This window comes from Nocardia sp. NBC_01730 (assembly GCF_035920445.1).
In the GTDB taxonomy this organism is placed as follows: Bacteria; Actinomycetota; Actinomycetes; order Mycobacteriales; family Mycobacteriaceae; genus Nocardia.
Genome location: NZ_CP109162.1, coordinates 5463122 through 5487012, shown reverse-complemented (window position 1 = coordinate 5487012; position 23891 = coordinate 5463122). Strand labels below are relative to the sequence as shown.

Here is a 23891-nt window from a genome sequence, read left to right as displayed (position 1 = left end):
GGGACGAAATGGCTGCAACGGCCGACCGGATCGACGGCATCATCATCGATCCGAGCTTCGGTACCAGCACCGGGGGCAATATTTCGGCGCTGATGGACGGCATGTCGACCGGACGTGTGATCCTGCTGCGTACCCTTGTCGCAGAGGTCACCGCGGCGGCACCCGAAATCGCCGATGAAGCAGGACTTCTCGACGCGTACCGGTTCCTGGCGAATTCGCAGAACTCATATCCCGCCGAGGTGGCCGCCGCATTGTCCTACCCACATGGCGGGATTTGGCTCGGCCGTGTACTACGGCGAATCCGTACGTCCACCGACGATGCCGCGGTTCCGCTGTGGGCGGACTGCGGATATCTGGGTTGGCTTGCCGCGGCGGTCGGCATCAGATGTCGGTCGGAGGGTTCCATGAGGCTGGTGGTGCGCAACGGTTCCGTGATGCTGCCGGGTATCGGCATGGCGCTGCTCGGCCCGTCGGATCACTGCGGACATTGCACACTGCACTGGTCCGGCAACGGCTCGCTGCATTTCACCGGCGAAACGGCCGCTATTCGGATCCCGTCCGTGCAGCACGACTCCGATCCGGCATGGCTGCCGTTGCGCCGCGTATGGGGAGCCGACCACACGGTCGAGGTTGTTCTGGACGACCTCGACCCCTTCCGCGAGCTGCCGCCTGGCCACCTGGAGCCGCTGCGGCTCACCGCGGCGCAAACTGAGCGGTGGCAAGCAGACTTCGCGGCGGCGTGGGAACTGCTACATCACGATTTCGACCGGTATCTGGCGCCGATGCGCGAGTGCCTGAAAATGGTGGTTCCGCTCAGTACCCAGCCCCTCGTGGCCAGCACGAGCCACACCGCGTACGGCGGAGTCGGCTGCGTGTACACCACAGCCCCCGCCGATCCGTGCCAGCTGGCGCTTACGCTGATTCATGAGATCCAGCACACGAAGTTCACCCTGCTGACCGATCAGGTTCTCCTGCTGACAGAGCCGGATCCATTCTTTCGATGCTATGCGCCCTGGCGTGAGGACCCACGCCCGATCTTCGGTCTGCTGCACGGGATCTATGCGTTCACCGGCGTCATCGATTTCTGGCGAGTGCACCGCCATACGAGTTGCCACGGGTCCAGGCAGGCGCACGTGGACTTCGAGCTCGGACGTGTGCAGCTGGAAACGGCGGTGGCACAGGTGATCACGTCCGGCCTGCTCACCACAGAGGGTGAGCGTTTCCTCGATGCGCTCGCAGCGGCCATCCGGCCGTGGGCCGACGAGAACATTCCAGCGGATGTCCGCCTGGCGGTATCGGAGGTGACGATCGCCCATCGGACATTCTGGCAGGTGCGGAACCGGCGGCCGGCGGCGGACGATCTCGCCTGGCTCTCCACGCGGTGGGCCTCGGGGCGACCCGGCCCTCGGATTCTGCCCCCCGAAACCTGGACCGATCAGCACTGCATTCCCGATCGCTATCGTAGCCTTCGTCTTTCGGCTCAGTTGAAGTCGCTCGACAGCGCCGACATCGAGGAGCTGTCGAGCCCGGACCAGCCCGAAGGTGACCGGCTGTACCTGTCCGGCGACATCTCCGCGGCGTTCACGAGCTACACCCAGGAACTGCGGCAAGACCCGCTCCGGCCGCAGTTGTGGGCCGGGCTGGCGCTGGTGCTTCCCACGTTGTTCCCGGACAGCGACTTCGGAATCCTCACCGACCGTGCCGAGATGGCGGCCCATCTGTATCACGCGGTTGATCGCGATACCGACGTCGTGGATCTGCTGCGATGGTTGTCGAATCCCGAATCGTCCGATGAATGATGATTGATGAATCACAGCTGTCCCGCAACCGGAGCTTCTTTCTGCTGTGGTCCGGCAATGCGATGTCGCTGGTGGGATTTCACGGAGCGCGAATCGCCTATCCGCTGCTCGTGCTTGCCACGACGGATTCGCCCGCCGCGGCGGGATGGGTCGGGTTCGCGCTCGGTGCGCCGATTCTGATCTTCCAGATTCCGTCGGGTATTGCCGCGGACCGTTTCGATCGGCTGCGTATCCTGATGATCTGCCAGGTCGTCGGGCTGCTGGCAGTCTGCTTGGTGGCCACTTCGGTGCTTGTCGAGGCGCGGCATCTCGGCACGCTGGTCGCGGTAGCGGCTTTCGTCGAGGGGACGGTGTACGTCTTCGTCGAGGTCTGTGAACTCGGTGCAATACAGGATGTCTTGTCCGCCGAGCAACGTCCCGCGGCGTTCGCCTTCCTCGAGGCCGAACAGCCCATTGCTTTGCTGCTCGGGCGGGCTGCCGGCGGCACGATCTACGGTCTGGCGCGCTGGCTTCCGTTCATCGTCGACGCAGCCACATACTTGTACTGTCTGGTCGCCCTGGCGCTGATTCGTCCGAACCGGACCCGCTCGGCGCCCGCCGACCTGGCATCTCGATCTGAGCTGCGCGACATCGGCGCCGGCATGCGTGTCGTGTGGCACGAGCCGTTACTGCGGGCATCAACCGCGACGATCGGCATGTCGAATCTGATCATCCAGATCGTTCTCCTGCTGCTTCTGTTCGAGTTGCAGACGACCGGGTACCCAGCGTGGACCATCGGCGTCGTGCTCTCGGCCGCAGGCATCGGAGGAATCCTGGGTGCGGTCGGCGCCCCCTGGTTTACCGCCCGATTGTCGGCACGGCTGGTCTATCGCGCCAGCCTGTGGGTGTGGACGGTGCTGCTCGTGCCGATAGCGGTGAGCGACAACCCGATTGTGCTTGCGGTGTGCTGGGGCGGAGTCGGCGGAGTCGGCGTCGTATCGAATGTCGCGTTGACCCTGTACCGGGTCGCCATCATTCCGAAACATACACTCGGCCGCGCACTTGCCGCCATGCGTCTGGTCAGCAACAGTGCGGTTGCGTTGGGTGCGCTCGCCGCCGGCTATCTGCTCGCCACGTTCGGGTCCGGAGTGGTGCGGTGGGTGACCCTGGCAGCAATGTTCATCCTCGCGGTCGGCGCCAGCCGTGCATCCCAGCGTCCGAGAACCTCCTTGGTGGCGGCATCGGGGCCGTCGCCGTAAATCCCGATGGGTTCCGGTTCGAATTCCCGCAACGTGAACAGGAGGCTATGAAAATTTCGAAATCGCAGGGAGGCTCCGAGTAGCTCATGCGCGACGTCGGACCGTATCTGCGCTCCGCGTCGAAGCGACACCTGATATCAGACCCGACCGTCTTCTACAACGGCTTCAAGTCGTTGATCAACGGTCACAAGTAGTCCTAATCCAAGGAGTTATTTGATGCTCAATCTTTCGGAAATCACCGAAGTCGAGCCCGAGCAGTTGATGGATAACGTCAGCCCGGCTCTGCGTTTCGCACTGGAACGCCAGATGGAGTCTCGATCCGAAACACGCGGTAGCTTCAAGTCGTTCATCAACGGCCCGAAGCAGCTCTAACCGTGTAGGGGCGGTCACGGGCCAGTGGCCAGGCCACCCGTGACCGTTCTTCCCCACCAGTCGAGGGAACACAGCATGAAACCGACATCGGTGGCGCTGGGACTGCCTGTAGTGCGGAAGCCCTGGCCCGAAAACGGATTGGATGTTGCCGAGTTGCTCGGCAACGGATGGAAAACCCTTCCGTTCCTGGATTACATCATCAAGCTGCACAGTCGATGCAATCTGGCTTGCGACTACTGCTATCTCTATGAGATGGCCGATCAGAGTTGGCGTGACCAGCCGATGACGATGAGCCGCAAGACCTTCGACGACACCTGCCTGATGATCGCTGATCATGCTCGGCGGTTCGAGGTCCCGGTGTTGAACCTGAATTTTTTCGGCGGCGAACCGCTTTTGGCAGGCCACCGTAACTTCGAATACTTCGCATCGCGTGCCCGGGCGATACTGGATCCGATCAGCACTGTCCGGATCGTCCTGCAGACCAACGGCGTGCTGCTCGATGACGAGTTCCTGCGTATCTGCGATGAGTGGGACATCTGTGTCACGGTCAGTCTCGACGGCGATGAGCACGGCCATGATCGCCACCGCCGGGATCGACGCGGCGCCGGGACCTACGCCCGGGTCGCAGCTGGCGTCGAAAAGCTGATGGTCGGCGATCGGCGCCACCTGTTCGCGGGTCTGCTCTGCGTCATCGACCTCGCAAATGACCCGCTGCAAACGTACCGAGGCATGCTCGCCTTTCAGCCGCTGGCAATCAATTTCGAAATACCGCATGGCAATTGGACGACGCCTCCGCCCGGTTTTTCCGACGATCCGGACAGCACTCCCTACGCGGACTGGCTGATCACGATCTTCGATCATTGGTACGGTGCGCCGCAGTTGGAAACTCGGATCAGAATGTTCGAGAACATCATCGACCTACTCCTCGGCGGGACCGTGGCATCGGAAGTATTCGGGCTGGGGCCGATCCGGATCGCGGTGATCGAAACCGACGGTACCGTGGAGCAGATCGACGATTTGAAGTCGGCTTTCTCCGGGGCCACCAAACTGCACGCGACCGGTCACGGTAATCCGCTCGATCAGGCGATGGTGGAGCCGGCCATGGTTGCCCGCCAGATCGGGGTCGACGCGCTGAGCGACACCTGCCGGTCCTGCCCGATCCACACCGTATGCGGCGGCGGCCATTACGTCACCCGGTACCGGGAAGGCGACGGGTTCCGCAACCCCTCGGTGTACTGCGCGGACCTGACCAAACTGATTCGGCACATCGAATCCCGAATCCGAGCCGACGCCACCGCGGCGATCGGGAGATAGGGGAGGAACCCACCGGAAGCGCGGCGTGAGCCACCCAGACCGGAATCCCCCGCCTTCAGGCGGGGGAGGACGTCAAGAGACGACGGGCAGATAGACGGCGTTGCCGCTGTCGGCGAACTCGGCGGACTTCTCCGCCATGCCTGCCTCGAGCGCTTCGGCGTCGGTCAGGCCCTGGCGCGCCGCGTACTCGCGGACATCTGCCGAGATGCGCATCGAACAGAATTTCGGGCCGCACATCGAGCAGAAGTGCGCGGTCTTGGCGGGCTCGGCGGGCAGCGTCTCGTCGTGGTAGTCGCGTGCGGTATCCGGGTCGAGGGACAGCGCGAACTGGTCGCGCCAGCGGAATTCGAAACGCGCCTTGGACAATTCGTTGTCCCGGTCCTGCGCGTGCGGATGTCCCTTTGCCAGATCGGCCGCGTGGGCGGCGATCTTGTAGGTGATCACGCCCACCTTCACGTCGTCGCGGTTGGGCAGGCCGAGGTGCTCCTTCGGCGTGACGTAGCAGAGCATGGCCGTGCCTGCCTGCGCGATGATCGCTGCGCCGATCGCCGAGGTGATGTGGTCGTAGGCGGGCGCGATGTCGGTGGCGAGCGGGCCGAGGGTGTAGAACGGCGCCTCCTCGCACAGCTCCTCTTCGAGCCGCACGTTCTCTACGATCTTGTGCATCGGCACGTGCCCGGGGCCCTCGATCATCACCTGTACGCCATGGGATTTCGCGATCTTCGTCAGCTCGCCCAGCGTGCGCAGCTCGGCGAATTGCGCCTCGTCATTGGCGTCCGCGATCGAGCCGGGACGCAGTCCGTCGCCGAGGGAAAACGTGACATCGTAGCGCGCGAGGATCTCGCATAGTTCCTCGAAGTGCGTGTACAGGAACGATTCTCGGTGGTGGGCCAGGCACCACGCCGCCATGATCGACCCGCCGCGCGAGACGATACCGGTGACTCGCTTGGCGGTCAGCGGCACGTAGCGCAGCAGCACGCCGGCGTGCACGGTCATGTAGTCGACGCCCTGCTCACACTGCTCGATTACGGTGTCGCGGTAGATCTCCCAGGTGAGCGCGGTCGGATCACCGTTCACCTTTTCCAGCGCCTGATAGATCGGCACGGTGCCCACCGGGACCGGGGAGTTGCGCAGGATCCACTCGCGCGTCTCGTGGATGTTCTTGCCGGTGGACAGGTCCATGATGGTGTCGGCGCCCCAGCGGGTGGCCCACACCATCTTCTCCACCTCCTCGGCGATCGAGGAGGAGACGGCCGAGTTGCCGATATTCGCGTTGATCTTGACCAGGAACTTCTTACCGATGATGGTCGGCTCGAGCTCGGGGTGCTTGTGGTTGGCCGGGATCACCGCGCGGCCCGCGGCCACCTCGTCGCGCACCAGCTCCGGCGAAACCCCTTCGCGCGCCGCGATGAACCGCATCTCGGGCGTGATGATGCCCTGCCGCGCCCAGGCGAGCTGGGTGCGCTGGCCACCGGCGGGCCCGGAGGCGGCAGTGCGCGTAACCACGGAGGGGCCCGCGGATGCCGCTTTGGACACAGCCTCGGGCTCGGTCCACGTATCGCGCAGCTTCGGTAGACCGGTTTCGAGGTCGATCGTTGCTGTGTCGTCGGTGTACGGGCCCGAGGTGTCGTAGACGTCGAAGTGCTCGCCGTTGGTCAGGTTGATCCGGCGCACCGGGATGCGCAGGTCGTCGACCTCGAGGTAGTGCTTGACGCTGCCCTCGATCGGGCCGGTGGTGACGCTGTCGACGGTCGCGGAGCCACCGTCGGACGCAGCACTGGATGCCATCTTTTCCTCCCTACGCCGGCATTACCCGGTCAGGTTCATACGGTCGACGGCCCTGACGCCTGTTCGGCTAGCCGTCCTCTCAGCCCGCTGGTGCGAGCCCCCGTTGGCTTGTGAAATTTCCCGCCCGACCATACCCGCTCACGCCGAGCGCGCGCCGGGCGATCGACACGATCCACTCCGGCGCCGTCGGCGGCGGGTTCGGACAGGTGCCTTTACTGCATGGCGAACTGGAGCAGGGCTTGCTTGTCGCCCTGCTTGATCTTGCCTTTGCGGTTCAGCACCTCCAGCTGCCAGGCGTTGCCGTTGCGGAAGGCGCGGGCGACGGCGTTGGCGTTGTCGTTGCCGAGCAGTGACGGCCAGATGTCGGCGACCTGCTGGGTGCTGCCGCCGGTCGCGTCGTAGACCTTGAACGAAATGTTGTTCGCCTTTTCGAAGGAGCTGCCCTTCTTGAACGCGGCGGCGACGAAGACGATGGCGTCGATGCCGCCCGGCACGTCCGCGAAGGTGACGGTGACGGTCTCGTCGTCACCGGTGGCCGCACCGGTCTGTTCGTCGCCGGAGTGCAGGACCGAGCTATTGCCCAGCGGGTCGAGGGAATCCAGTCCGGCGAACCGGACCGGCTCGCTGCCCTGCATGAGAATGGCGATCAAATCCAGGTCGACACCGCGCTTGCGGCGTGCCCAGCCGAGTGCTCCGCCGCTGGTACCCGCCGACGGATCCCAACTCACCCCGACACTCAGTTTGGTGATGCCGGCGAGATCCGCAGCGCCGTCTTCCTTTTTTAGCGTGATCATGGCCTCAGATTACCGGCGATTCGAGATCATCATGGGGAGCCGCGTTGTCCCTGGTTGCGGGGCGCCGCAGGACGTCAGGCAGCGCCAAGTGGAGCCTCGGCAACTGCTTCCTTCCGGACACGGACGCCGTGCTGCGAAGCCCTCGATTGTGGGATGTCAGCGCGGGCGGGAGGGCAGGATGCGGCCCTTTACCTCGCCCAATCCGATCCGGGCCGTGTCCGGGCCCGGGGCCGACGCGGTGATGGTCACCTCGTCCCCATCCTCGAGGAAGGTGCGTTTCTGGCCATTCACAATGACCAATTCTGCACCGCCCCAGGACAATTCGATGAACGAGCCGCGCTCACTCGGCTCCGGGCCGGAGATGGTGCCGGAGGCGTACAGGTCGCCGGTGCGGGTGGACGCGCCGTTCGCCGTGAGATGTGCCAGCATTTGCGCCGGCGACCAATACATCCGGGCGTAGGGCGGGTACGAGACGGCCTGGCCGTTCCAGGCGACGGTGAGATCGATGTCGAGGCCCCACCTTTTCGTCTCCCGGAGATAAGGGAGCGGTTCGGGTGACTGTTCGGGCAGCGGTATTCGGGCGGTCTCCAGCGCGGCCAGCGGCGTCACCCAGGCCGAGATCGAGGTCGCGAACGACTTGCCGAGGAACGGTCCCAGCGGCTGATACTCCCACGCCTGGATATCCCGGGCCGACCAGTCGTTGACCAGCGTGACGCCGAATACCCGGTCACCGAACTCGCCGATGTCGACCGGTGCGCCGAGCCGGGAGCCGACGCCGATCAGGAAGCCCAGTTCCGCCTCGATATCCAGCCGTCGGGAAGGGCCGAAATGCGGGCTTCCCGATTCGGTTCCGCGCTGGCCGCATGGACGAACCACCTCGGTGCCGGAAACCACCACGGTGCCTGCCCTGCCGTGGTAGCCGACCGGTAGGTGGCGCCAGTTGGGCAGTAGCGGTTCGCCGTCCGGCCGGAACAGGCGGCCGAGGTTGGTGGCGTGATCGATGCTCGCGTAGAAGTCCACGTAGTCGCCGATGTGCACGGGCAGGCGAAGCTTCACGTCGGTCAGCGAATATATTGCGGCACTGTCGATCTCGTCGTCGACCAGTTCGCGTATCCGCTCGCGCACCTCGTTCCACCGCTCGAGGCCTTGCCCGAGGAAGGCATTCAGGCCGGGCGAGGCGAACACCGAATCATCCAGTGTCGCAGCGAGATCGATAACCTGGTCGCCGAGCCGCACGCCCACTCGGAAATCCTGGCCCTCCGGCGCGAACACGCCGTAGGGCAGGTTGTCCGGCCCGAACAAGGATTCCGCGGGTACCTCGACCCTGGTCCTCATGCGGGTCCCCGTCCCGACCAGGTCCAGGCGTAGGTCGGGTCCTCGCAGGCGAGTGCGGCCGCACCGAGTTCCAGCGGGCGGAAGGTGTCGACCATGACCGCCAGTTCGTCGAAGAACTCGAGTCCGATGCTGTTCTCATAGGCACCGGGCTGTGGTCCGTGGGCGTAGCCGCCCGGGTGCACCGACACCGAGCCCTGCTCGATGCCGGATCCCTTGCGCGCCTCATAGTTTCCCCCGCAGTAGAACATGATCTCGTCCGAGTCCACGTTGGAGTGGTAGTACGGGACCGGAATCGACAGCGGGTGGTAGTCCACCTTGCGCGGCACGAAATTACAGATGACGAAGTTGCCGCCTTCGAACGCCTGATGGGCGGGCGGAGGCTGATGGATGCGGCCGGTGATCGGCTCGAAATCGCCGATATTGAAGGTGAACGGGTACAGGCAGCCGTCCCAGCCGACCACGTCGAACGGATGGGTCGCGTAGACCAATCGGGTGCCGACCACCTTTCCACCGGGCCGGTGCTTCACCAGCACCTCCACGTCGGTACCGGTGGCGGTAATCGTCTCGGTCGGTCCGTGTAGGTCGCGCTCGCAGTAGGGGGCGTGTTCGAGCAACTGCCCGAACTTGGACAGGTAGCGCTTCGGTGGTGTGATGTGACTTGCCGCCTCGATCACATAGGCACGCAATGGTTCCTGTCCGGTGGGCAGCCAGCGATGGGTGGTAGCGCGCGGGATGAGCACCTGGTCACCCTGGCGTGCGGGCAGCGTGCCGAAGACCGTTTCGACCATCGCGGCTCCGGACTCCACATACACCAGCTCGTCGCCGATCGCGTTGCGGTACAGCGGCGAGCCGCCCTTGGCGACTACGTAGGAGATCCGCACGTCCGCGTTGCCGAGCAGCAGGCGCCGCCCGGTGACCGGATCGGTCTCGGCCGGGACATCGCCGGGAAACAGAGTGTGCAGACGGAGGTGTCGATGGCGCAGTGGATGATTCGGCGTGGTGGTCTGATCGGGCAGCTCCCACACCGCCGAATCGACGATCGCGGGCGGCAGTCCTCGGTGATAGAGCAGTGCGGAGTCGCCGGAGAACCCCTCCTCGCCCATCAGCTCCTCGTAGTAGAGCCGACCCAGCTCGTCGCGATGCTGGGTGTGCCGCTTCGGCGGCACCGCACCCACATGCCGATAGAACGCCATAACCGTTCCTCCGCCGAGCCGGTGGTCGGATAGTTGAGCACTATCGTAGTGATCAGGGTGGAGGGAGGAGCGGAAACGCGAGCTGGTTGCACTAATTTTGCCGGATCACAGCTATGTCACATGGCAAAATGACGATCAAACTTTATTGTGAGCGAATAATAGTCATTTCGCTCAAGCCTGGCGTAGGGCGCGGTAGACGGCGGCGCCGACGAAAGCTCCTAGCTCCTGTGGTGTCCAGTTGCCCTCATCGGCGAGCAGTGCCCGCACCGCGCCCTCTCCCGTGGACACCCACTGCTCGACCAGCACCGGCAGCTTGCGGTCGGCGTCCTCGGTGCCCCAGGCGCGCAGCGTGGGACGCAGCAGTTCGGTGCACCGCTCGACGACGAGTGCGCGACCGCGCCCGAACGAATCCGCCACGGCGGGATCGGGATTGCCGTACACCAGCCGCCAGGCATCGGGCCGTCCCGCCGCCTTCGCCAACAATGCGCGGAAACCCTCGACGAACACCGTCTCACCCGCGTCTACATCGCGCGGCGTCACCACCTCGAGCACGCCGCTGACCAGATAGCCCTCCTCGCGCTGGATCAGCGCGTCGATCAGCTCGACGCGATCGGCGAAGCAGGCGTACACCACCGGCCGCGTCACCCTCATCCGCTCGGCGATCGCGGCCATGGTGACCGCGGCGATGCCGTTCTCCACAGCGATGGCCATCGCGGTGTCGAGGACCTGTGGGCGGCGTCGTTCGGGGCCGAGATGCTGCGCCCGCTGCCGTGGCTTGACGGCCGAATCGCTACCCATGCCGACCAACATATCAGCGTCGGTTGCCCGGTTATCGCTGGTCCGGCGGGTGAATGGTAATTCCTACATCAACGAATGATACCGGATCGGCTGTGAGCGCCGCGGGTTCGGCGCCCAGAGCTATCTGGACCTGGTCATACCCGAATGTCGGTATCACGCAGTGAATTCGGCGATCACGGGGGCGTGATCGCTGGCGCCCTTGCCCTTTCGCTCCTCGCGGTCGATCATCGCGTCCGTCGCGGTGGCGGCCAGCGCGGGGGAAGCGAGAATGAAATCGATGCGCATGCCCTCTTTGCGCGGAAAACGCAGCTGGGTGTAGTCCCAGTAGGTGTAGATGCCCGGACCAGGGGCGAAGGGGCGCAAGACGTCCGCGTACCCGGCGTCGATGACGGCATGGAACGCATCCCGCTCCGGCTGCGAGGTGTGGGTCTTGTCGGCGAAGTACTCGACCGACCACACATCGTCGTCGGTCGGCGCGATGTTCCAGTCACCCACCAGCGCGATCTTCGCCTGAGGGTCCTCTGCCAGCCAGCGCGCGCCGTTGTCCCGCAGCGCGGCAAGCCATTCCAGCTTGTAGGCGTAGTGCGGGTCGTCCAGCGTTCGTCCGTTGGGGACGTACAGGCTCCACACCCGCACGCCACCGCAGGTCGCCCCGATCGCACGTGACTCGACCACCGGCGCGCTGATCAGCGATTCGCCTGCGTTCTTGTCGAACCCCGGTTGGTCGGGAAAGGCGAGTTGGACGTCGGTGAGGCCGACCCTGGAGACGATCGCCACCCCGTTCCACTGGTTGATGCCGAGATGGGCCACTTCGTAACCGAGCTCATCGAACCGTTCGAACGGGAACTGGTCGTCGCGGCACTTGGTCTCCTGGATAGCCAGCACGTCGATGTCCTGGCGGTCGAGCCAGTCCGCGACGCGGTCGAGCCGGGAGCGGATCGAATTGACGTTCCAGGTGGCGAGACGCACTGGGGCCTTCCTTCGTAAGCGGTGACAGGTCCGTTCTACCGCAGGCCGCCGGGTTCGGCGAGAGCCGTCGGAGCTGCGTAGCGGTAGGAGTGGTGTTCGATGAAGCCCAGGTCGCGGTACATCGCGCGGGCGGCCGCGTTCGTCGCCTCCACCTGGAGATAGGCATGCGTCGCGCCGCGGTTGCTGCCCCAGCGGACCAGTTCGGCGCAGACCAGCGAGCCGAGGCCGTGCCTGCGATGCGCGGCGGCCACGGCGACGCAGGTCAGCCCGACCCAGGGGCGTCCGTCCGGTGCGGTGGTGAGCGCGCCACGGCCGATCGCGATGGGCCGCGGCAAGCCGAGCGAGGCGAAGCCGAGTTCGCCGCTGTGGACGGCGGTGAGCACCTCGGGTACCGGCGCCGAAATCGCTTGCGTCCCAGGTATCTCACCGCTGTAGCGATGCATCTCCAGCCAGTCGGCATTGGGTTCGGCCGCGAAGCGCACCATCGAAGGTCCCTGTGGCAGCACGAAGTTGTCGATATCGACGGCCAGTATCAGGGTCTCCCGCCAGCTGGGCCAGCCGGCCGGAATCGGGGCAAGGCGGTCGGGTAACGCGAACTGCATGGGCAGTCCGCGCGCGGTGTACCACTCGCCGATCCGGTGCAGCGTTTCCGCGCCGAGGCTCGCGGGTTCCGCGGAGCTACCCAGCGGCACAGCGGAATTGGCCCGATCGGTGTAGCCGTGGCCGGCGCGGACCAGCCAGCCGTCGATCCAGGCGTGCTCGACTCCCGGCCAGCCGTAGGCGGCCGCGGTTTCCAGTGCGCGGATCTCCTTGGTGCGAATCGGCCTCGGGCCGATAGCTTTCAGCGCGATCACCCGGTCCGGCGCTACCGAGACGACCCGTCCGTCCGCGGCGCGCACGGTCGGCGGGTCCGAAGAGACGAGTTCGCCGATCACGTCGGTCAGCGGTTGCGGATAGCCCGCGGGCAGCCGGTAGCGCAGCACCACGCGGCGGCCGAGCGGAATATCCGGAAGCTCGTCAGTCGTCATGTCCGAACGGGTCCGGAACCGTGCCGGGCAGCCAGCACAGTCCCGGTGTACCCCATCCGTTCCGCTTGATCGCCTTCTTCGCCGCGCGCGCGTTGCGGCCGACCAGCACGTCCACGTAAAGGAAGCCGTCGAGGTGTCCGACCTCGTGCTGGAGCATGCGGGCGAAGAAGCCCTTGCCCTCCAGCTCCACCGGATCGCCGTGCTCGTCGATGCCGGTCACCTTGGCCCAGTCGGCGCGGCCGGTGGGGTACTGCTCGCCTGGCACCGAGAGACAGCCCTCCTCGTCCTCGTCCGGGTCGGGCATGGTCTCCGGGATCTCGGAGGTCTTCAGCACCGGGTTGATCACCGCGCCGCGGCGGCGGGTCGCGGTGCCGTCGGCGGCGACGTCCGGGCAATCGTAGACGAACAGACGCAGCGCGACGCCGACCTGATTGGCCGCGAGGCCGACACCGTTGGCCGCGTCGAGTGTCTCGTACATGTCCGCGATGAGCGGAGCCAATTCCTCCGGCGATTGGGTGACCTGCTCGGTCGGGTTGTGCAGAACCGGGTCGCCGACGATCACGATCGGGAGGATTGCCATGGGGCAATTATGGCCGTGACGTCGATGCCCCGGCTGCTCGGGTGCCGGACCGGCGGGAGAGTGCCTACCGGCAGGTAGCGAACACGCCGCGTCCTGGACCGGGCGATCCCCGGCTCTCGTGGTTGTATGATCCGCGACGGACAAGCACCATTTTTCGTCAGGTGGTTACTCGGCGAGGGAGCGAGATGGACGGCGCAGCGGCTCGGGATCTTTCCGTGAGCGAAGATGTCACCGTGGGGCTCTCGGCTCAGCCCGAGGAGGGCGATGGCGACGGTCTGAGTCGTCGCGAACACGACATCCTCGCTTTCGAGCGACAGTGGTGGAAGTACGCGGGGGCCAAGGAAGAAGCCATCCGGGAACTGTTCGGCATGTCGCCGACCCGGTACTACCAGGTGCTCAACGCGATGGTCGACCGGCAGGAAGCACTGGCCGTCGACCCGATGCTGGTGAAGCGGTTGCGCAGGCTGCGCGCGAGCAGGCAGAAGGCGCGGGCGGCGCGCCGGCTCGGTTTCCAGGTGTAACCCTGCGATGCGGACCTGGACCCCTGCCGTGCGACTAGGCTCGAGCGGGTGAGCTACCCGAACCCCACCTCCGGTGGGCCACCGTTGCGTGCGCTGGCGATGGTGCTGATCGCGTTGGCCATCGTGTTCGCGGGCCTCGGCGCTATGTCGTTGTCGAATTCCGAAACCGGCGACACCGACGCGTCGGCAACCAGTCCGTCGGCGACCTCGAGCGCGGCGGCGGCACCGCAGGTTCCTGCCGGCACGACCACGCCGAAGACGAATGCGGCGCCGACCTCGGCCGGCGCCACGACCACACCCTCGTCCACTGCGGCAGGCCATTCGGTGCCGGTGCGCGTGCTGAACAACAGCATGGTCGCCGGGCTCGCGGCCAAGACAGCGAGCCAGCTCTCGGCGAACGGGTGGACGATCGCGGAAACCGGGAACTATCCCGGTACGAACATCGCGAAAACCACGGTGTACTACGGGACTTCGCCCGGTGACCGGGAGGCGGCGCGGGCCATCGCGGACGAGATCGGCGCCGACGTAGCGCCGAAGTCGAGCGGGATCGGTGATTCCGCGCCGGGTGTAACTGTGATCGTCACGGGTAACTGACCGGTGGGACCGCCGCTCGCGCACCGGGCGGATCGAGGTCCCGCGACGGCATGCGGCCCTGTCCGGGAGTGACACGTCGGGCGTGGCATCATCTTGTCCGGTAACGAACCTGTCCACACAGCTTTACTCGTAAACTCGGCACTCGTAAAGGAGTTCCCCGATGGCCCCGTACACAACTCGTCGCCCGTCCTGGTGGACTGTGACCCCGGTGCTTGCGGTCGCGGTCTTCGGCCTCGCTGCCTGTTCGAACAGCCAAGAGTCGAGCGACGTCCAGGGAACGACGCCGCCGGTGTTCACCCCCTCGCCCGGCCCTGCGGGCCAGTCGGGGACCGAGCACGGCGGCGCGAATACCGAATCCGGAGTGAAGGTCGAGCTGAAGGATGCCGGGGGCGTTTCGGTCGGCACCGCGAACTTCGCCAAGGACGGCAACCACCTGCAGGTCACCGTCGATGCGCACGGGCTGCGTCCCGGCTTCCACGGCCTGCACGTGCACCAGGTGGGCAAGTGCGAGGCGAACTCGGTCGCGCCGACCGGAGGTCCGGCGGGCGACTTCCTCTCGGCAGGGGGGCATCTGCAGGTCGGCGGTGGCAACACACACCCGGCCAGCGGTGATCTGACCTCGCTCGAGGTGCGCGGGGACGGCGTGGGCAAGCTGATCACCACCACCGACTCGGTCACGCTGGACGACATCAAGGGCAAGGCCCTGATCATCCACGCCGACGCCGACAACTTCGGCAACATCCCCAGCCGTTATGTCCGCGCGGACGGCGTCGCGGGCCCCGACAGCACGACGCTGGCGACCGGCGACGCGGGTGGCCGCATCGCCTGTGGCGTCATCCAGTAGCGCGGTGCCACATGGCCGGGGCAGGAATCGAACATGTTCCCTTCCATGGCTCGCCCCGGCCCACTATCGGCGTGGAATGGGAAATCGCGCTCGTCGACAAGGTGAGCCGCGATCTGTCGAATACGGCTGCGGCGGTCTTCGATTCGGTCGGTGATCTGCGCGCCCACGATGGCACGCCGCAGGTCACCAAGGAGCTGCTGCGCAACACCGTCGAGCTGGTCACCGGCGTGCACGACACCGTCGGCGCGGCGGTGGACGATCTGACCGGCACGATGAACGCCGTCCGCCGTGTCGCCGACCCGCTCGGCGTCGACCTGTTCTGCGCGGGCACCCATCCGTTCGCGCAGTGGTCGTCCCAGCAGCTGACCCGCTCGCAGCACTACGACGAGCTGATCGAGCGCACCCAGTGGTGGGGCCGCCAGATGATGATCTGGGGCGTGCACGTGCATGTCGGAGTCTCCCACCGTGAGAAGGTCTTTCCGATCCTGAACTCGATGCTGCTGTCGTATCCGCATCTGCTCGCGCTGTCGGCGTCCTCGCCGATGTGGTCGGGATCGGACACCGGCTACGCCAGCAACCGGACGCTGATGTTCCAGCAGCTGCCCACCGCGGGACTGCCGTTCCAGTTCGAAAACTGGACGCAGTTCGAGCAGTTCGTGCACGATCAGTTCAAGACCGGCGTGTTCGAGCAGCTGGGCGGCATGCACTGGGACATCAGGCCGGCGCCGAAGTGGGGCACGATCGAGGTGCGGGTGTGCGACGGGATCTCTACCCGCGCCGAGCTGGCCGCCATGGCTTCGCTCATCCATTGTTTGGTCGTCGACCTGGATCGCCGCGTCGAGAACGGCGAGACGCTGCCCGTCCTCCCGCCCTGGCACGCGCAGGAGAACAAGTGGCGGGCCGCCCGCTACGGCTTGGACGCGATCATCATCACCGACGCCGACAGCAACGAGCGGCTGGTCACCGACGACCTCGACGATCTGCTGAACCGTCTGGAGCCGACGGCGAATCGGCTCGGGTGCGCGAACGAGCTGGCGCTCGTCGCCGAGATCCCCAAGCGGGGGGCGTCCTACCAGCGGCAGCGCCGGGTGGCCGCGGCACATCAGGGCGATCTGGTCGCTGTGGTGGACGCGCTGGTCGAGGAGCTGAACGAGTAGCGCCACGCCGCGCCTAGGTCGACTGCCGTTCAGCTGGTCAGGGGGATGGCGTTCACCCCCTGTTTACTATGGTCGAGTGCTAGTCGAAGACCCGGGTTCCAGAGTAGGAAGCGCGGCGCCGCCGAGGCGCGCGCCACAGACCCGGGCGTGGGTCCCGGCAGCGATCGCCGCGGTGCCGATTCTGCTGGTCGCCTTGCAGGTCTTCGCGGTGCTCCACGGGGTCGAAGGCCCACTGGACAGTCTCTGGCGGGACTACGTCGGTACGCCCAAATCCATGTCGGTGCCGTGGGCCGGATTGCTTCTTGCGCTGGTGGGCATTTCGACCCGGCGCCGGATGGTGGCGCTGGGCGCCGCGGTGACCATCGACGTGGTGTGGGCGGGCATCCGGTTACTGGCCGGGGAGCCGTTCGCGATCGGAAACGGCCCGGTGATCGTGCTGACCGCACTGGCTGTGGTGGCCTCGCTGCGTTGGGCGGGCGCCGAACGGCGCGACGCGCTGCACGCCGCCGCGCTCGGCGCACTGCTCGTCCTGGCCACCAAGGTCGGCGATGTATGGCTGCACATCACGGTGATCGGCAGGCCGACGGTGCTCGACGAGTACGTGATCTTGGCCGACCACGCGCTCGGCGACCCGTCCTGGGTACTCGGCAGGGCGCTCGACGCACTCGGTCCGGTCGTCTACGCGGTGCTGCACTGGGTCTACATCGAGCTGCCAGTGGCGGCGATCGTCGTCGCGGTGTGGCAGTTGCGCCGAGTCGTCTCGTCGGGGCGGTGGCCATCGCACTATCTGGTGCGCACCTTCCTGGTACTCGGCCTGCTCGGTCCGATCGGCTATGTGCTGTTCCCGGTCGTGGGGCCGATGTTCGCATACGGACCGGACGGCCACGGATTGCAGCTGGGCAACTACTGGCCGGGTGTGGTGCCGCCGATCGACCGGAGTCCGATGCCGATGCCATTCGATGCGGCGACGCCGCGCAACTGCATGCCCTCCATGCACACGGCCTGGGCGCTGTCGGTCTTTCTGCACACCCGCCGCGACACCGACGGCGGCGCCGCGCCGCGCTGGATTCGCTGGGGCGGCGCGTTCTGGCTGCTGGCGACACTGGCCGCGACCCTGGGTTTCGGCTACCACTACGGCGTCGACCTCGTCGCGGGCGCGGTGCTGTGCCTGACCGTCGAGTCGGCGCTGCGTGCGCCGGAGCGAGGCTGGGGATGGTTCCGGATCCAGCTGGTCGCGGGCGGCGTCGCGGTGCTGGCCGCCCTGCTGCTGTCCTACCGCTACCTCGCCGTGCCGATGGCCGAATACCCGGTGTTGGCGGGCACGGTCGTGCTCGGGCTGCTCGCCGGACTGGCTGCGGTGTTCCACGCGACGTGGTTCGCGGGCGCGAGGATGCCGGAGCGGGCCGAGCGGGAAGTCCAGCCCGCCGCGCGCTGAGTGCCGTCAGTCGATGTCGTCGTCCCGCAGTTCGTTGACGCGCAGCAGCCCGTCACGGTCGCGCTGTTCGCGATAGGCGGTGCGGCCGATGAGATGGGCGATCACCGGGGCGGTGAGCAGGGTGAACACGCCGACCAGCGTCAGCGTCCAGACGTTGGCGTGTCCACGCAGCTGGATCGAGGCACCGGCAAGCACCAGAATCAGCCCGATCACCTGGGGTTTGGTGGCGGCATGCATGCGGGTCAGCGTGTCGGGGAAGCGCACGATCCCGATCGCGGCGGTCAGCGCGAGCGTCGAGCCGGACAGGATCAGGATGCCTGCGAGCACGTGCCAGAGGTTCATGTGTCGTCACGCACCCGGAAGCGGGAAACGGCGGCCGAGCCGAGGAACCCGACCAGTGCCAGCGCGACGATCGCGGGAACCACGGTGGTGTCGGTGCTGTAGGCCGCCCACACGGCCAGTCCGGAGGCCGCGGTGGCTATCAGCGAGTCGATGCCGACTACCCGGTCCAGAGTGCTCGGCCCTGCCACGACGCGGTAGGTCGTGATCACGGCGGCCGCCGCCAGCAGGACGGCGGAGACGATGGCGACGATGGTCAAGGGTCACCTCCGGAGGTGATATCGGTGGGGCGGCCTGCCTGCCGGGCGTTCGAGAGCGTCGACCAGCAGTCGTTCCAGGCGGCGGGTGGTGCGGTAGAACTTGTCCACGGCGGCGTCGCTGCCGACGTCGAGGACATGGACGTAGACGACACAGCGCCTGCGATCGATTTCCAGCACCATCGTGCCGGGGATCAGATTGAGCACGTCGGTGCAGAGCACGAGCACGAGATCCGATCTCGTGCTCAGATACACCCGCAGCACCCCCGACACCGGCGGCGGGGCCGGGCGGATCGCGAACCAGGCCACCTGGAGACTCGACTCCAGTGCGTAGTACGCGCTGAGCACGACCACTTCGACGAGCGGAAGCGGATTCAGCCGCCCGGACACCGGCACCCTCGGAAGTGACAGCGCCACCATGATCAGCCCACCGACCAGCACTCCGGCCAACAGATTCGCCACACTGAGATCGCCCCACAGCGCCAGGTAGACCACGGTGAGCCAGGCCAGGATCCCGATCCGCACGATGGTGTCGCGCCGCACACCGCGCGGCTGCCCGCTACTCATCGCCACGCTCCCAGGCCGTCCGGCGAATCACCGAGCACCGCGCCGATGTATACGCCGGGGTCGCGCAGATCGACCGCGGCTCGGTCGGCGATATTCAGGATCGGACCGGCCAGCACCGTGAGGCTCAGACCGACCGCGACCAACGCCGCGGTGGACACCACCATCAGCAGCGGCATCCGGCCGGGGTCGGTGCGTTCGTCGTACCGCACGTCGGTCGAATCCTCGATCAGCGTGGGCGGTTTCGCCGCGGTGAGGTGTCCTTCGGGTGCCTCCGAGCGCGGGCGCCAGAACGCCTTGCTCCACACCCGTGCGACGGCATAGAGCGTGAGCAGGCTGGTGAGCACGGAACCGCCGACCAGTACCCAGGCCAGCGCGCTGCCCTGCTCGGCGCCCGCCTGTAGCAGCGCGACCTTGCCGATGAACCCCGAGAACGGCGGAATACCACCGAGATTCAGTGCGGGAACCAGGAACAGCACGGCCAGCAGCGGGCTCGCCGCCGCGAGCCCGCCGAGTCTGCGCAGCGAGGTTGATCCGGCCTGCCGCTCGATCAGACCGACCACCAGGAACAGTGATGTCTGCACCAGAATGTGATGCGCCACATAGAACACCGCCCCCGACAGCCCGGCCGTATTCGCGAGCCCGACCCCGAACACCATGTATCCGATGTGGCTGACCAGCGTGAACGACAGCAGACGGCGGATGTCGCTCTGCGCGATCGCACCGAAGATGCCGACCAGCATGGTGAGCAGGCCGCACACCAGCAGCACCGAGTCGAAGCCGCCGTCGGGAAACAGCAGCGAGTGCGTCCGGATGATCGCGTACACACCGACTTTGGTGAGCAGGCCTGCGAACACCGCGGTTACCGGAGCGGGGGCGGTCGGATAGGAGTCGGGCAGCCAGTTCGACAGTGGGAACACCGCCGCCTTGATGCCGAACGCCACCAGCAGCACCGCGTAGATCGCAGTTCGCGTGCCGTCGGGGACCGCGCCGATCCGGACGGCGAGCTGGGCGAGGTTCAGCGTTCCAGTGGCCGCGTAGGCCAGTCCGATACCGGTCAGGAAGATCAGCGACGAGACCGTCGAGACCATCACGTACGACACGCCCGCGCGGATGCGTTCCGCCGTCGCACCGACGGTGAGCAGCACGAACGACGCGGCGAGCAGAATCTCGAAGCCGACGAACAGGTTGAAGAGGTCGCCGGCCAGGAAAGCCATCGAAACGCCCGCCGTCAGCACGAGATATGTGGGCCGGTAGATGGAGGTCGGCTGCCGAACGCCGCCGTCGCGGATGTTCTGGCCCGCGCCGTACAGCGAGACCGACAGCAGCACGATGGACGAGACGAGCAGCATCGCGGCGGAGAGCCGGTCCACCACCAGCGTGATGCCGATCGGAGTCTCCCAGTCGCCGACCTGCAGCGCGGCGGTGCCGTCCCGGTCGACGAGAAACAGCAGCAGACCGCAGATCACGACGACGCAGGCGAGCGCGCCGAGACTGATCGCGCTCTGGGTGCGTGGCCTGCGCCCGAAGACGAGCGTGGCCGCGGCGCCGAGCAGCGGGACGAGTACTGGAAGCGGTGCGAGGATCGGCAGCAGATCGGGGGAGAGGTTCACGTTTCCGGGTCCTCTGCGTCGCGTCGTCGGGCGACGTCCACGTCCTCCTGGTCGTTGGCCACGTCTTCGGTGGTGGTGAGTATGTAGTAGCGGTAGGCCAGCGCGAGCACGAACGCCGCGATGCCCATGGTGATCACGATCGCGGTGAGCACCATGGCCTGGGCGAGCGGATCGGCCATCTCCTGGTGCGCGGTGTCGGCCTCGTCCTGGATGGGTGGCTTGCCGTCGGCGCCGCCCGCGGTGAGGATCAGCAGGTTCACCGCGTTGCCGAACAGGATCAACCCGAGCAGCATCTTCGACACGGCGCGTTCGAGGATCAGATAGACCCCGCAGGCGACCAGGATGCCGATCACCACCAGCAGCGTCAGATTCGCACTCACTTGCCGGAACCCCCCTGCACCGAGGTCGGTTCGGTCTCGTCCAGCTCGCTGTCCAGCCGCGCACCGAGGCTGCGCAGCACGTCGAGGACCAGGCCGACGACGATGAGATAAACGCCGAGGTCGAAGAACAGGGCGGTGACCAGCTTGACGTGACCGAGCACCGGCAGCGTCACCTCGACGATCGCCGAGGACAGCGGCGGTGCTCCCAGCAGCAACGACGAGACGGCGGTTCCTGCGGCCAGGGACAGGCCAGCGCCCAGGATGTGCCCGGCGTCGACGGGTAGCGCCTCGCCCAGTTCGTAGCGCCCACCCGCGAGATACCGCAGTGTCAGCGCCAGGCCTGCGGTGAGCCCGCCCGCGAAACCGCCGCCGGGCGCGTTGTGGCCGGAGAAGAAGAAGTAGACCGACAGGACCATGATGGTCGGGAAGACCAGCCGGGTGGTGATCTGCAGGACCATCGAGCGTTCGGCCCGGTCGACCAGCCGCCCCGCGGGCAGCCAGCTCACCAGATCGGGGTCGTAGTCGGGGGAATCCGTCGCGCGCGGCGCGCTGCCGAATCGCCTGCTGCGGAACACCAGCGATGCCACGCCGGTCGCGGCGACGACCAGCACCGAGATCTCGCCGAGCGTGTCCCAGGCACGAAGGTCGACCAGCAGCACGTTGACCGCGTTCTTGCCGCCCCCGAATCGGTATGCGGCATCGGGGATCCGGTGCCAGATGGGTTCGGCGGTGCGCGCGGCGACGGCGAACGCGGCGAGCACCGCGACCACTGTGCCGACCACTGCGGCCAGAATGGCCCGGTGCACCTTGAATGCCGCCGTCCTGCTCTGTTCGATCGTCGCGGGGAAGGCGCGAAGCACCAGCACGAAGATCACCAGAGTCAGCGTCTCCACGAGGAACTGGGTCAGCGCCAGGTCGGGTGCGCCGTGTAGTGCGAAGATCACGCCGCACCCGTAACCGGTGACCCCGACGACCAGCACGCTCGCCAGCCGATTGCGGAACACCGTCGCGGCGAGCGCCGTCGCCGCCATGATCGCGCCGATAACCACCTGCAGCGGTGAATCCCACGGGCGCAGTACGACTCCGGTGCGGCCGCCGAGCGCGAGCAGCACGCTCGGCAGGATGATCAGGGTGACGAGAATCGTCGCCTGGCTCAGCGGCAGCGAGCCGCGCTGCACGGCGCCGGTCATCCGCAGCGACAGCCGGTCCATCGCGCGCAGCGTGGCGTCGTAGGCTCGGTCGGCGTTGCCGAGGCGCGGGTGCGCCGATTCCACGAGACGGTCGCGCAGCCGGTACAGCAGAATGCCCACGGCGATGATCAGGACCGTCAGCGTCAGCGGAGCGGTCAACCCGTGCCACAGTGCCAGATGCGAAACCGGCTGTCCAGCAAGCGTTTCGGCGTACGGTGCGAGCGCTCCGTCCAGCCGCGATGCCATGAGTCCCGCCGCGAGACTCGCCACGGCCAGGATCGCGGGCGGCCCGAGAAGCAGGGCGCCCGGCGGGTGCCAGCCGAGGCGTCCGTCGGCGGTGGTGCTCGTGGCGTCCGGCTGCCCGCTCGGGTGGTTGGCGACCGGAGTGGTGCCCGGTGCGGGCTCTTCCGCGACCTGCTTGTCCGCAAAGGCGCCCCACACGAACCGAATGCTGTAGCCGACCGTCAGCATCGAACCGAGCACCACGCCGAGGGCTACCACGACACGGGCCGCTCCGGTGAGCACGTCCGCGTCCAGGACGGCGCTCAGCGCGCTCTCCTTGCCGACGAAGCCGAGCAGCGGCGGAATACCGGCCATGCTGAGCGTGGCGAGGATCGCGGTGCCGCACAACACAGGGGCCCGCCGCCCCAGTCCGGACAGCCGCCGCAGATCGCGGGTGCCCGCACCGTGATCGATGATCCCGACCACCATGAACAGACACCCCTTGAACAGCGCGTGCGCGACGATCATCGTCACCCCGGCCAGCGCCGCGCCCGGCGTGCCGATCCCGACCAGCACGATCAGAAACCCGAGCTGGCTCACCGTGCCGAACGCCAGAACCAGCTTCAGATCGACGACCTGTAGTGACCGCAGACCGGCCAGCAGCATCGACACCAGGCCGAGGACGAGCACCAGCGGATGCCACACCGGGTTCGCTGCGAACACCGGCGCGAGCCGGGCAACCAGGTAAACACCGGCCTTCACCATCGCCGCGGCATGCAGGTACGCGCTCACCGGCGTCGGCGCGGCCATCGCGCCCGGCAACCAGAAATGCAGCGGCACCACGGCGGATTTGCTCAGCGCGCCGACCAGCAGCAGCGCCACCGCGACGTTCACAGCGACACCGCTCGGCGGGTGTGCCCCGGCCAGCAGATCCGACAGCAGGTAGCTGTCGTTCGCCTCGCCCAGAATGACGATGCCGACCAGCATCGCCAGCCCGCCCGCGGCGGTCACCAGCAACGCCTGGATCGCGGCCCTGCGGCTGGCCGCCTGTTCGGCGTTGTGGCCGACCAGCAGGAACGACAGCACCGTCGTCGCTTCCCAGAAGACGAAGAGCAGCAGCATGTTGTCGCTGGTGACCAGCCCGAACATGGCGCAGGCGAAGCCGACCAGCTCGGCGGCGAACAGCCCGAGTCGTGGTTCGTCGTCCTCGAAGTACCCGGCGCAGTAAACCAGGATCAGCGTGCCGATGCCGAGTATCAGCGCGCACATCACGGCGGCGAGCGAGTCGAAGCGCAGATCGATGTTCATCGCGATGCTCGGCGCCCACGCGAGCCGAACGCGCTGTGGGTCAAGCCAATTCGCGATCACCCAGCCCAGACAGCCGAGCAGGACCAATGCGAGCAGGTAGAAAGCATTGCGCCCCAGTGCCCGTACCCACAGCGGCGCCACCACGGCGGTCGCGGCAAGAGCGAGCAAAATAGCGAGCAAACTGCACTCCGTCGAGTAGAGGCGGCGGGGTGTTCGGCACAATCCTACGTGGAGGCTGGGTCTTTTCGCGGGGCGGGTG

The 23891-nt window shown here is 66.7% G+C and carries 23 protein-coding genes and 1 riboswitch; of the genes, 9 read left to right on the top strand and 14 right to left on the bottom strand.

The features are described from left to right. The first annotated feature begins 8 nt into the window (after positions 1-8). From OHB12_RS22750 to OHB12_RS22735, 4 genes are all read left to right on the top strand, one after another. Positions 9-1799 carry an HEXXH motif domain-containing protein gene (locus OHB12_RS22750; protein ID WP_327110609.1) on the top strand — a complete coding sequence of 597 codons (1791 nt, stop codon included), beginning with the start codon at positions 9-11 and terminating at the stop codon, positions 1797-1799. Then, entirely contained in the window at positions 1796-3037 is a 1242-nt protein-coding gene (locus OHB12_RS22745) for an MFS transporter (protein ID WP_327110608.1), read from the top strand. The genes OHB12_RS22750 and OHB12_RS22745 overlap by 4 nt, the downstream gene beginning before the upstream one ends. Before the next feature lie 216 nt (positions 3038-3253). Further along, entirely contained in the window at positions 3254-3409 is a 156-nt protein-coding gene (locus tag OHB12_RS22740) for a hypothetical protein (RefSeq protein WP_327110607.1), read from the top strand. Between the two features lie 75 nt (positions 3410-3484). Next, positions 3485-4723: an FxsB family cyclophane-forming radical SAM/SPASM peptide maturase gene (locus OHB12_RS22735; protein ID WP_327110606.1), complete on the top strand. Its 1239-nt coding sequence runs from the start codon at positions 3485-3487 to the stop codon at positions 4721-4723. A gap of 72 nt (positions 4724-4795) precedes the next feature. Here OHB12_RS22735 and thiC read toward each other — a convergent pair whose 3' ends face one another. The 8 genes from thiC to OHB12_RS22695 form a co-directional block, all read right to left on the bottom strand. Next, positions 4796-6511: a phosphomethylpyrimidine synthase ThiC gene (gene thiC / locus OHB12_RS22730; RefSeq protein ID WP_327110605.1), complete on the bottom strand. Its 1716-nt coding sequence runs from the start codon at positions 6509-6511 to the stop codon at positions 4796-4798. Next, positions 6502-6625, bottom strand: a riboswitch (TPP riboswitch). It overlaps the preceding gene by 10 nt. Positions 6626-6723: 98 nt before the next feature. Further along, positions 6724-7305: a TerD family protein gene (locus OHB12_RS22725; RefSeq protein ID WP_327110604.1), complete on the bottom strand. Its 582-nt coding sequence runs from the start codon at positions 7303-7305 to the stop codon at positions 6724-6726. Positions 7306-7461: 156 nt separating this feature from the next. Further along, a complete protein-coding gene (gene fahA, locus OHB12_RS22720) occupies positions 7462-8640 on the bottom strand; it encodes a fumarylacetoacetase (RefSeq protein WP_327110603.1) in 1179 nt (392 codons plus the stop codon). Next, a complete protein-coding gene (locus tag OHB12_RS22715; protein ID WP_327110602.1) occupies positions 8637-9833 on the bottom strand; it encodes a homogentisate 1,2-dioxygenase in 1197 nt (398 codons plus the stop codon). The genes fahA and OHB12_RS22715 overlap by 4 nt, the downstream gene beginning before the upstream one ends. Before the next feature lie 171 nt (positions 9834-10004). Next, the gene (locus tag OHB12_RS22710; RefSeq protein WP_327110601.1) at positions 10005-10631 is read right to left on the bottom strand and encodes a TetR/AcrR family transcriptional regulator; all 627 of its coding nucleotides are present in this window, start codon (positions 10629-10631) and stop codon (positions 10005-10007) included. Between the two features lie 153 nt (positions 10632-10784). Then, positions 10785-11600, bottom strand: coding sequence for an exodeoxyribonuclease III (locus OHB12_RS22705; RefSeq protein ID WP_327110600.1), 816 nt, complete (start codon positions 11598-11600; stop codon positions 10785-10787). A 35-nt stretch (positions 11601-11635) separates the two neighbouring features. Then, the gene (locus OHB12_RS22700; RefSeq protein WP_327110599.1) at positions 11636-12628 is read right to left on the bottom strand and encodes an N-acetylglutamate synthase, CG3035 family; all 993 of its coding nucleotides are present in this window, start codon (positions 12626-12628) and stop codon (positions 11636-11638) included. Continuing rightward, complete coding sequence (locus tag OHB12_RS22695; RefSeq protein ID WP_327110598.1) at positions 12618-13208, bottom strand: peptide deformylase; 591 nt, start codon at positions 13206-13208, stop codon at positions 12618-12620. Before OHB12_RS22695 ends, OHB12_RS22700 begins: the two co-directional genes overlap by 11 nt. A 185-nt stretch (positions 13209-13393) precedes the next feature. Here OHB12_RS22695 and OHB12_RS22690 point away from each other — a divergent pair, with 185 nt between their 5' ends. The 5 genes from OHB12_RS22690 to OHB12_RS22670 all read left to right on the top strand — a co-directional run bounded on the left by OHB12_RS22690 (position 13394) and on the right by OHB12_RS22670 (position 17759). Next, the gene (locus OHB12_RS22690; protein WP_327110597.1) at positions 13394-13729 is read left to right on the top strand and encodes a DUF3263 domain-containing protein; all 336 of its coding nucleotides are present in this window, start codon (positions 13394-13396) and stop codon (positions 13727-13729) included. Positions 13730-13777: 48 nt separating this feature from the next. Further along, positions 13778-14323 (top strand): LytR C-terminal domain-containing protein, encoded by a 546-nt coding sequence (locus OHB12_RS22685; protein WP_327110596.1) that lies wholly within the window; start codon positions 13778-13780, stop codon positions 14321-14323. 160 nt (positions 14324-14483) lie between these two features. Beyond that, positions 14484-15167, top strand: coding sequence for a superoxide dismutase[Cu-Zn] (sodC, locus tag OHB12_RS22680; protein WP_327110595.1), 684 nt, complete (start codon positions 14484-14486; stop codon positions 15165-15167). A gap of 11 nt (positions 15168-15178) precedes the next feature. Beyond that, positions 15179-16324: a glutamate--cysteine ligase gene (locus OHB12_RS22675; RefSeq protein WP_327110594.1), complete on the top strand. Its 1146-nt coding sequence runs from the start codon at positions 15179-15181 to the stop codon at positions 16322-16324. A gap of 76 nt (positions 16325-16400) precedes the next feature. After that, complete coding sequence (locus OHB12_RS22670) at positions 16401-17759, top strand: phosphatase PAP2 family protein (RefSeq protein ID WP_327110593.1); 1359 nt, start codon at positions 16401-16403, stop codon at positions 17757-17759. 6 nt (positions 17760-17765) lie between these two features. On the opposite strand, the gene mnhG is transcribed toward OHB12_RS22670, so the two are convergent. From mnhG to OHB12_RS22640, 6 genes are read right to left on the bottom strand one after another with little or no spacing between them, the layout of a single operon-like run. Next, the gene (mnhG, locus tag OHB12_RS22665; protein WP_327110592.1) at positions 17766-18101 is read right to left on the bottom strand and encodes a monovalent cation/H(+) antiporter subunit G; all 336 of its coding nucleotides are present in this window, start codon (positions 18099-18101) and stop codon (positions 17766-17768) included. Continuing rightward, a complete protein-coding gene (locus OHB12_RS22660; RefSeq protein ID WP_327110591.1) occupies positions 18098-18358 on the bottom strand; it encodes a monovalent cation/H+ antiporter complex subunit F in 261 nt (86 codons plus the stop codon). The genes mnhG and OHB12_RS22660 overlap by 4 nt, the downstream gene beginning before the upstream one ends. A gap of 3 nt (positions 18359-18361) precedes the next feature. Continuing rightward, a complete protein-coding gene (locus OHB12_RS22655) occupies positions 18362-18898 on the bottom strand; it encodes a Na+/H+ antiporter subunit E (RefSeq protein ID WP_442800123.1) in 537 nt (178 codons plus the stop codon). Between the two features lie 20 nt (positions 18899-18918). After that, entirely contained in the window at positions 18919-20532 is a 1614-nt protein-coding gene (locus tag OHB12_RS22650) for a Na+/H+ antiporter subunit D (RefSeq protein ID WP_327110589.1), read from the bottom strand. Next, positions 20529-20912, bottom strand: coding sequence for a Na(+)/H(+) antiporter subunit C (locus OHB12_RS22645; protein WP_327110588.1), 384 nt, complete (start codon positions 20910-20912; stop codon positions 20529-20531). The genes OHB12_RS22650 and OHB12_RS22645 overlap by 4 nt, the downstream gene beginning before the upstream one ends. Next, on the bottom strand, positions 20909-23812 hold the full coding sequence (locus tag OHB12_RS22640; protein ID WP_327110587.1) for a Na+/H+ antiporter subunit A: 2904 nt from the start codon (positions 23810-23812) through the stop codon (positions 20909-20911). The genes OHB12_RS22645 and OHB12_RS22640 overlap by 4 nt, the downstream gene beginning before the upstream one ends. Between the last annotated feature and the right edge of the window lie 79 nt (positions 23813-23891).

Bases quoted from the DNA above. Each gene is read 5' to 3' on its own strand.
- OHB12_RS22750 (WP_327110609.1), top strand. From the start codon at position 9: ATGGCTGCAACGGCCGACCGGATCGACGGCATCATCATCGATCCGAGC.
- OHB12_RS22745 (WP_327110608.1), top strand. From the start codon at position 1,796: ATGATGATTGATGAATCACAGCTGTCCCGCAACCGGAGCTTCTTTCTG.
- OHB12_RS22740 (WP_327110607.1), top strand. From the start codon at position 3,254: ATGCTCAATCTTTCGGAAATCACCGAAGTCGAGCCCGAGCAGTTGATG.
- OHB12_RS22735 (WP_327110606.1), top strand. From the start codon at position 3,485: ATGAAACCGACATCGGTGGCGCTGGGACTGCCTGTAGTGCGGAAGCCC.
- thiC (WP_327110605.1), bottom strand. From the start codon at position 6,511: ATGGCATCCAGTGCTGCGTCCGACGGTGGCTCCGCGACCGTCGACAGC.
- OHB12_RS22725 (WP_327110604.1), bottom strand. From the start codon at position 7,305: ATGATCACGCTAAAAAAGGAAGACGGCGCTGCGGATCTCGCCGGCATC.
- fahA (WP_327110603.1), bottom strand. From the start codon at position 8,640: ATGAGGACCAGGGTCGAGGTACCCGCGGAATCCTTGTTCGGGCCGGAC.
- OHB12_RS22715 (WP_327110602.1), bottom strand. From the start codon at position 9,833: ATGGCGTTCTATCGGCATGTGGGTGCGGTGCCGCCGAAGCGGCACACC.
- OHB12_RS22710 (WP_327110601.1), bottom strand. From the start codon at position 10,631: ATGGGTAGCGATTCGGCCGTCAAGCCACGGCAGCGGGCGCAGCATCTC.
- OHB12_RS22700 (WP_327110599.1), bottom strand. From the start codon at position 12,628: ATGACGACTGACGAGCTTCCGGATATTCCGCTCGGCCGCCGCGTGGTG.
- OHB12_RS22695 (WP_327110598.1), bottom strand. From the start codon at position 13,208: ATGGCAATCCTCCCGATCGTGATCGTCGGCGACCCGGTTCTGCACAAC.
- OHB12_RS22690 (WP_327110597.1), top strand. From the start codon at position 13,394: ATGGACGGCGCAGCGGCTCGGGATCTTTCCGTGAGCGAAGATGTCACC.
- sodC (WP_327110595.1), top strand. From the start codon at position 14,484: ATGGCCCCGTACACAACTCGTCGCCCGTCCTGGTGGACTGTGACCCCG.
- OHB12_RS22675 (WP_327110594.1), top strand. From the start codon at position 15,179: ATGGCCGGGGCAGGAATCGAACATGTTCCCTTCCATGGCTCGCCCCGG.
- mnhG (WP_327110592.1), bottom strand. From the start codon at position 18,101: ATGAACCTCTGGCACGTGCTCGCAGGCATCCTGATCCTGTCCGGCTCG.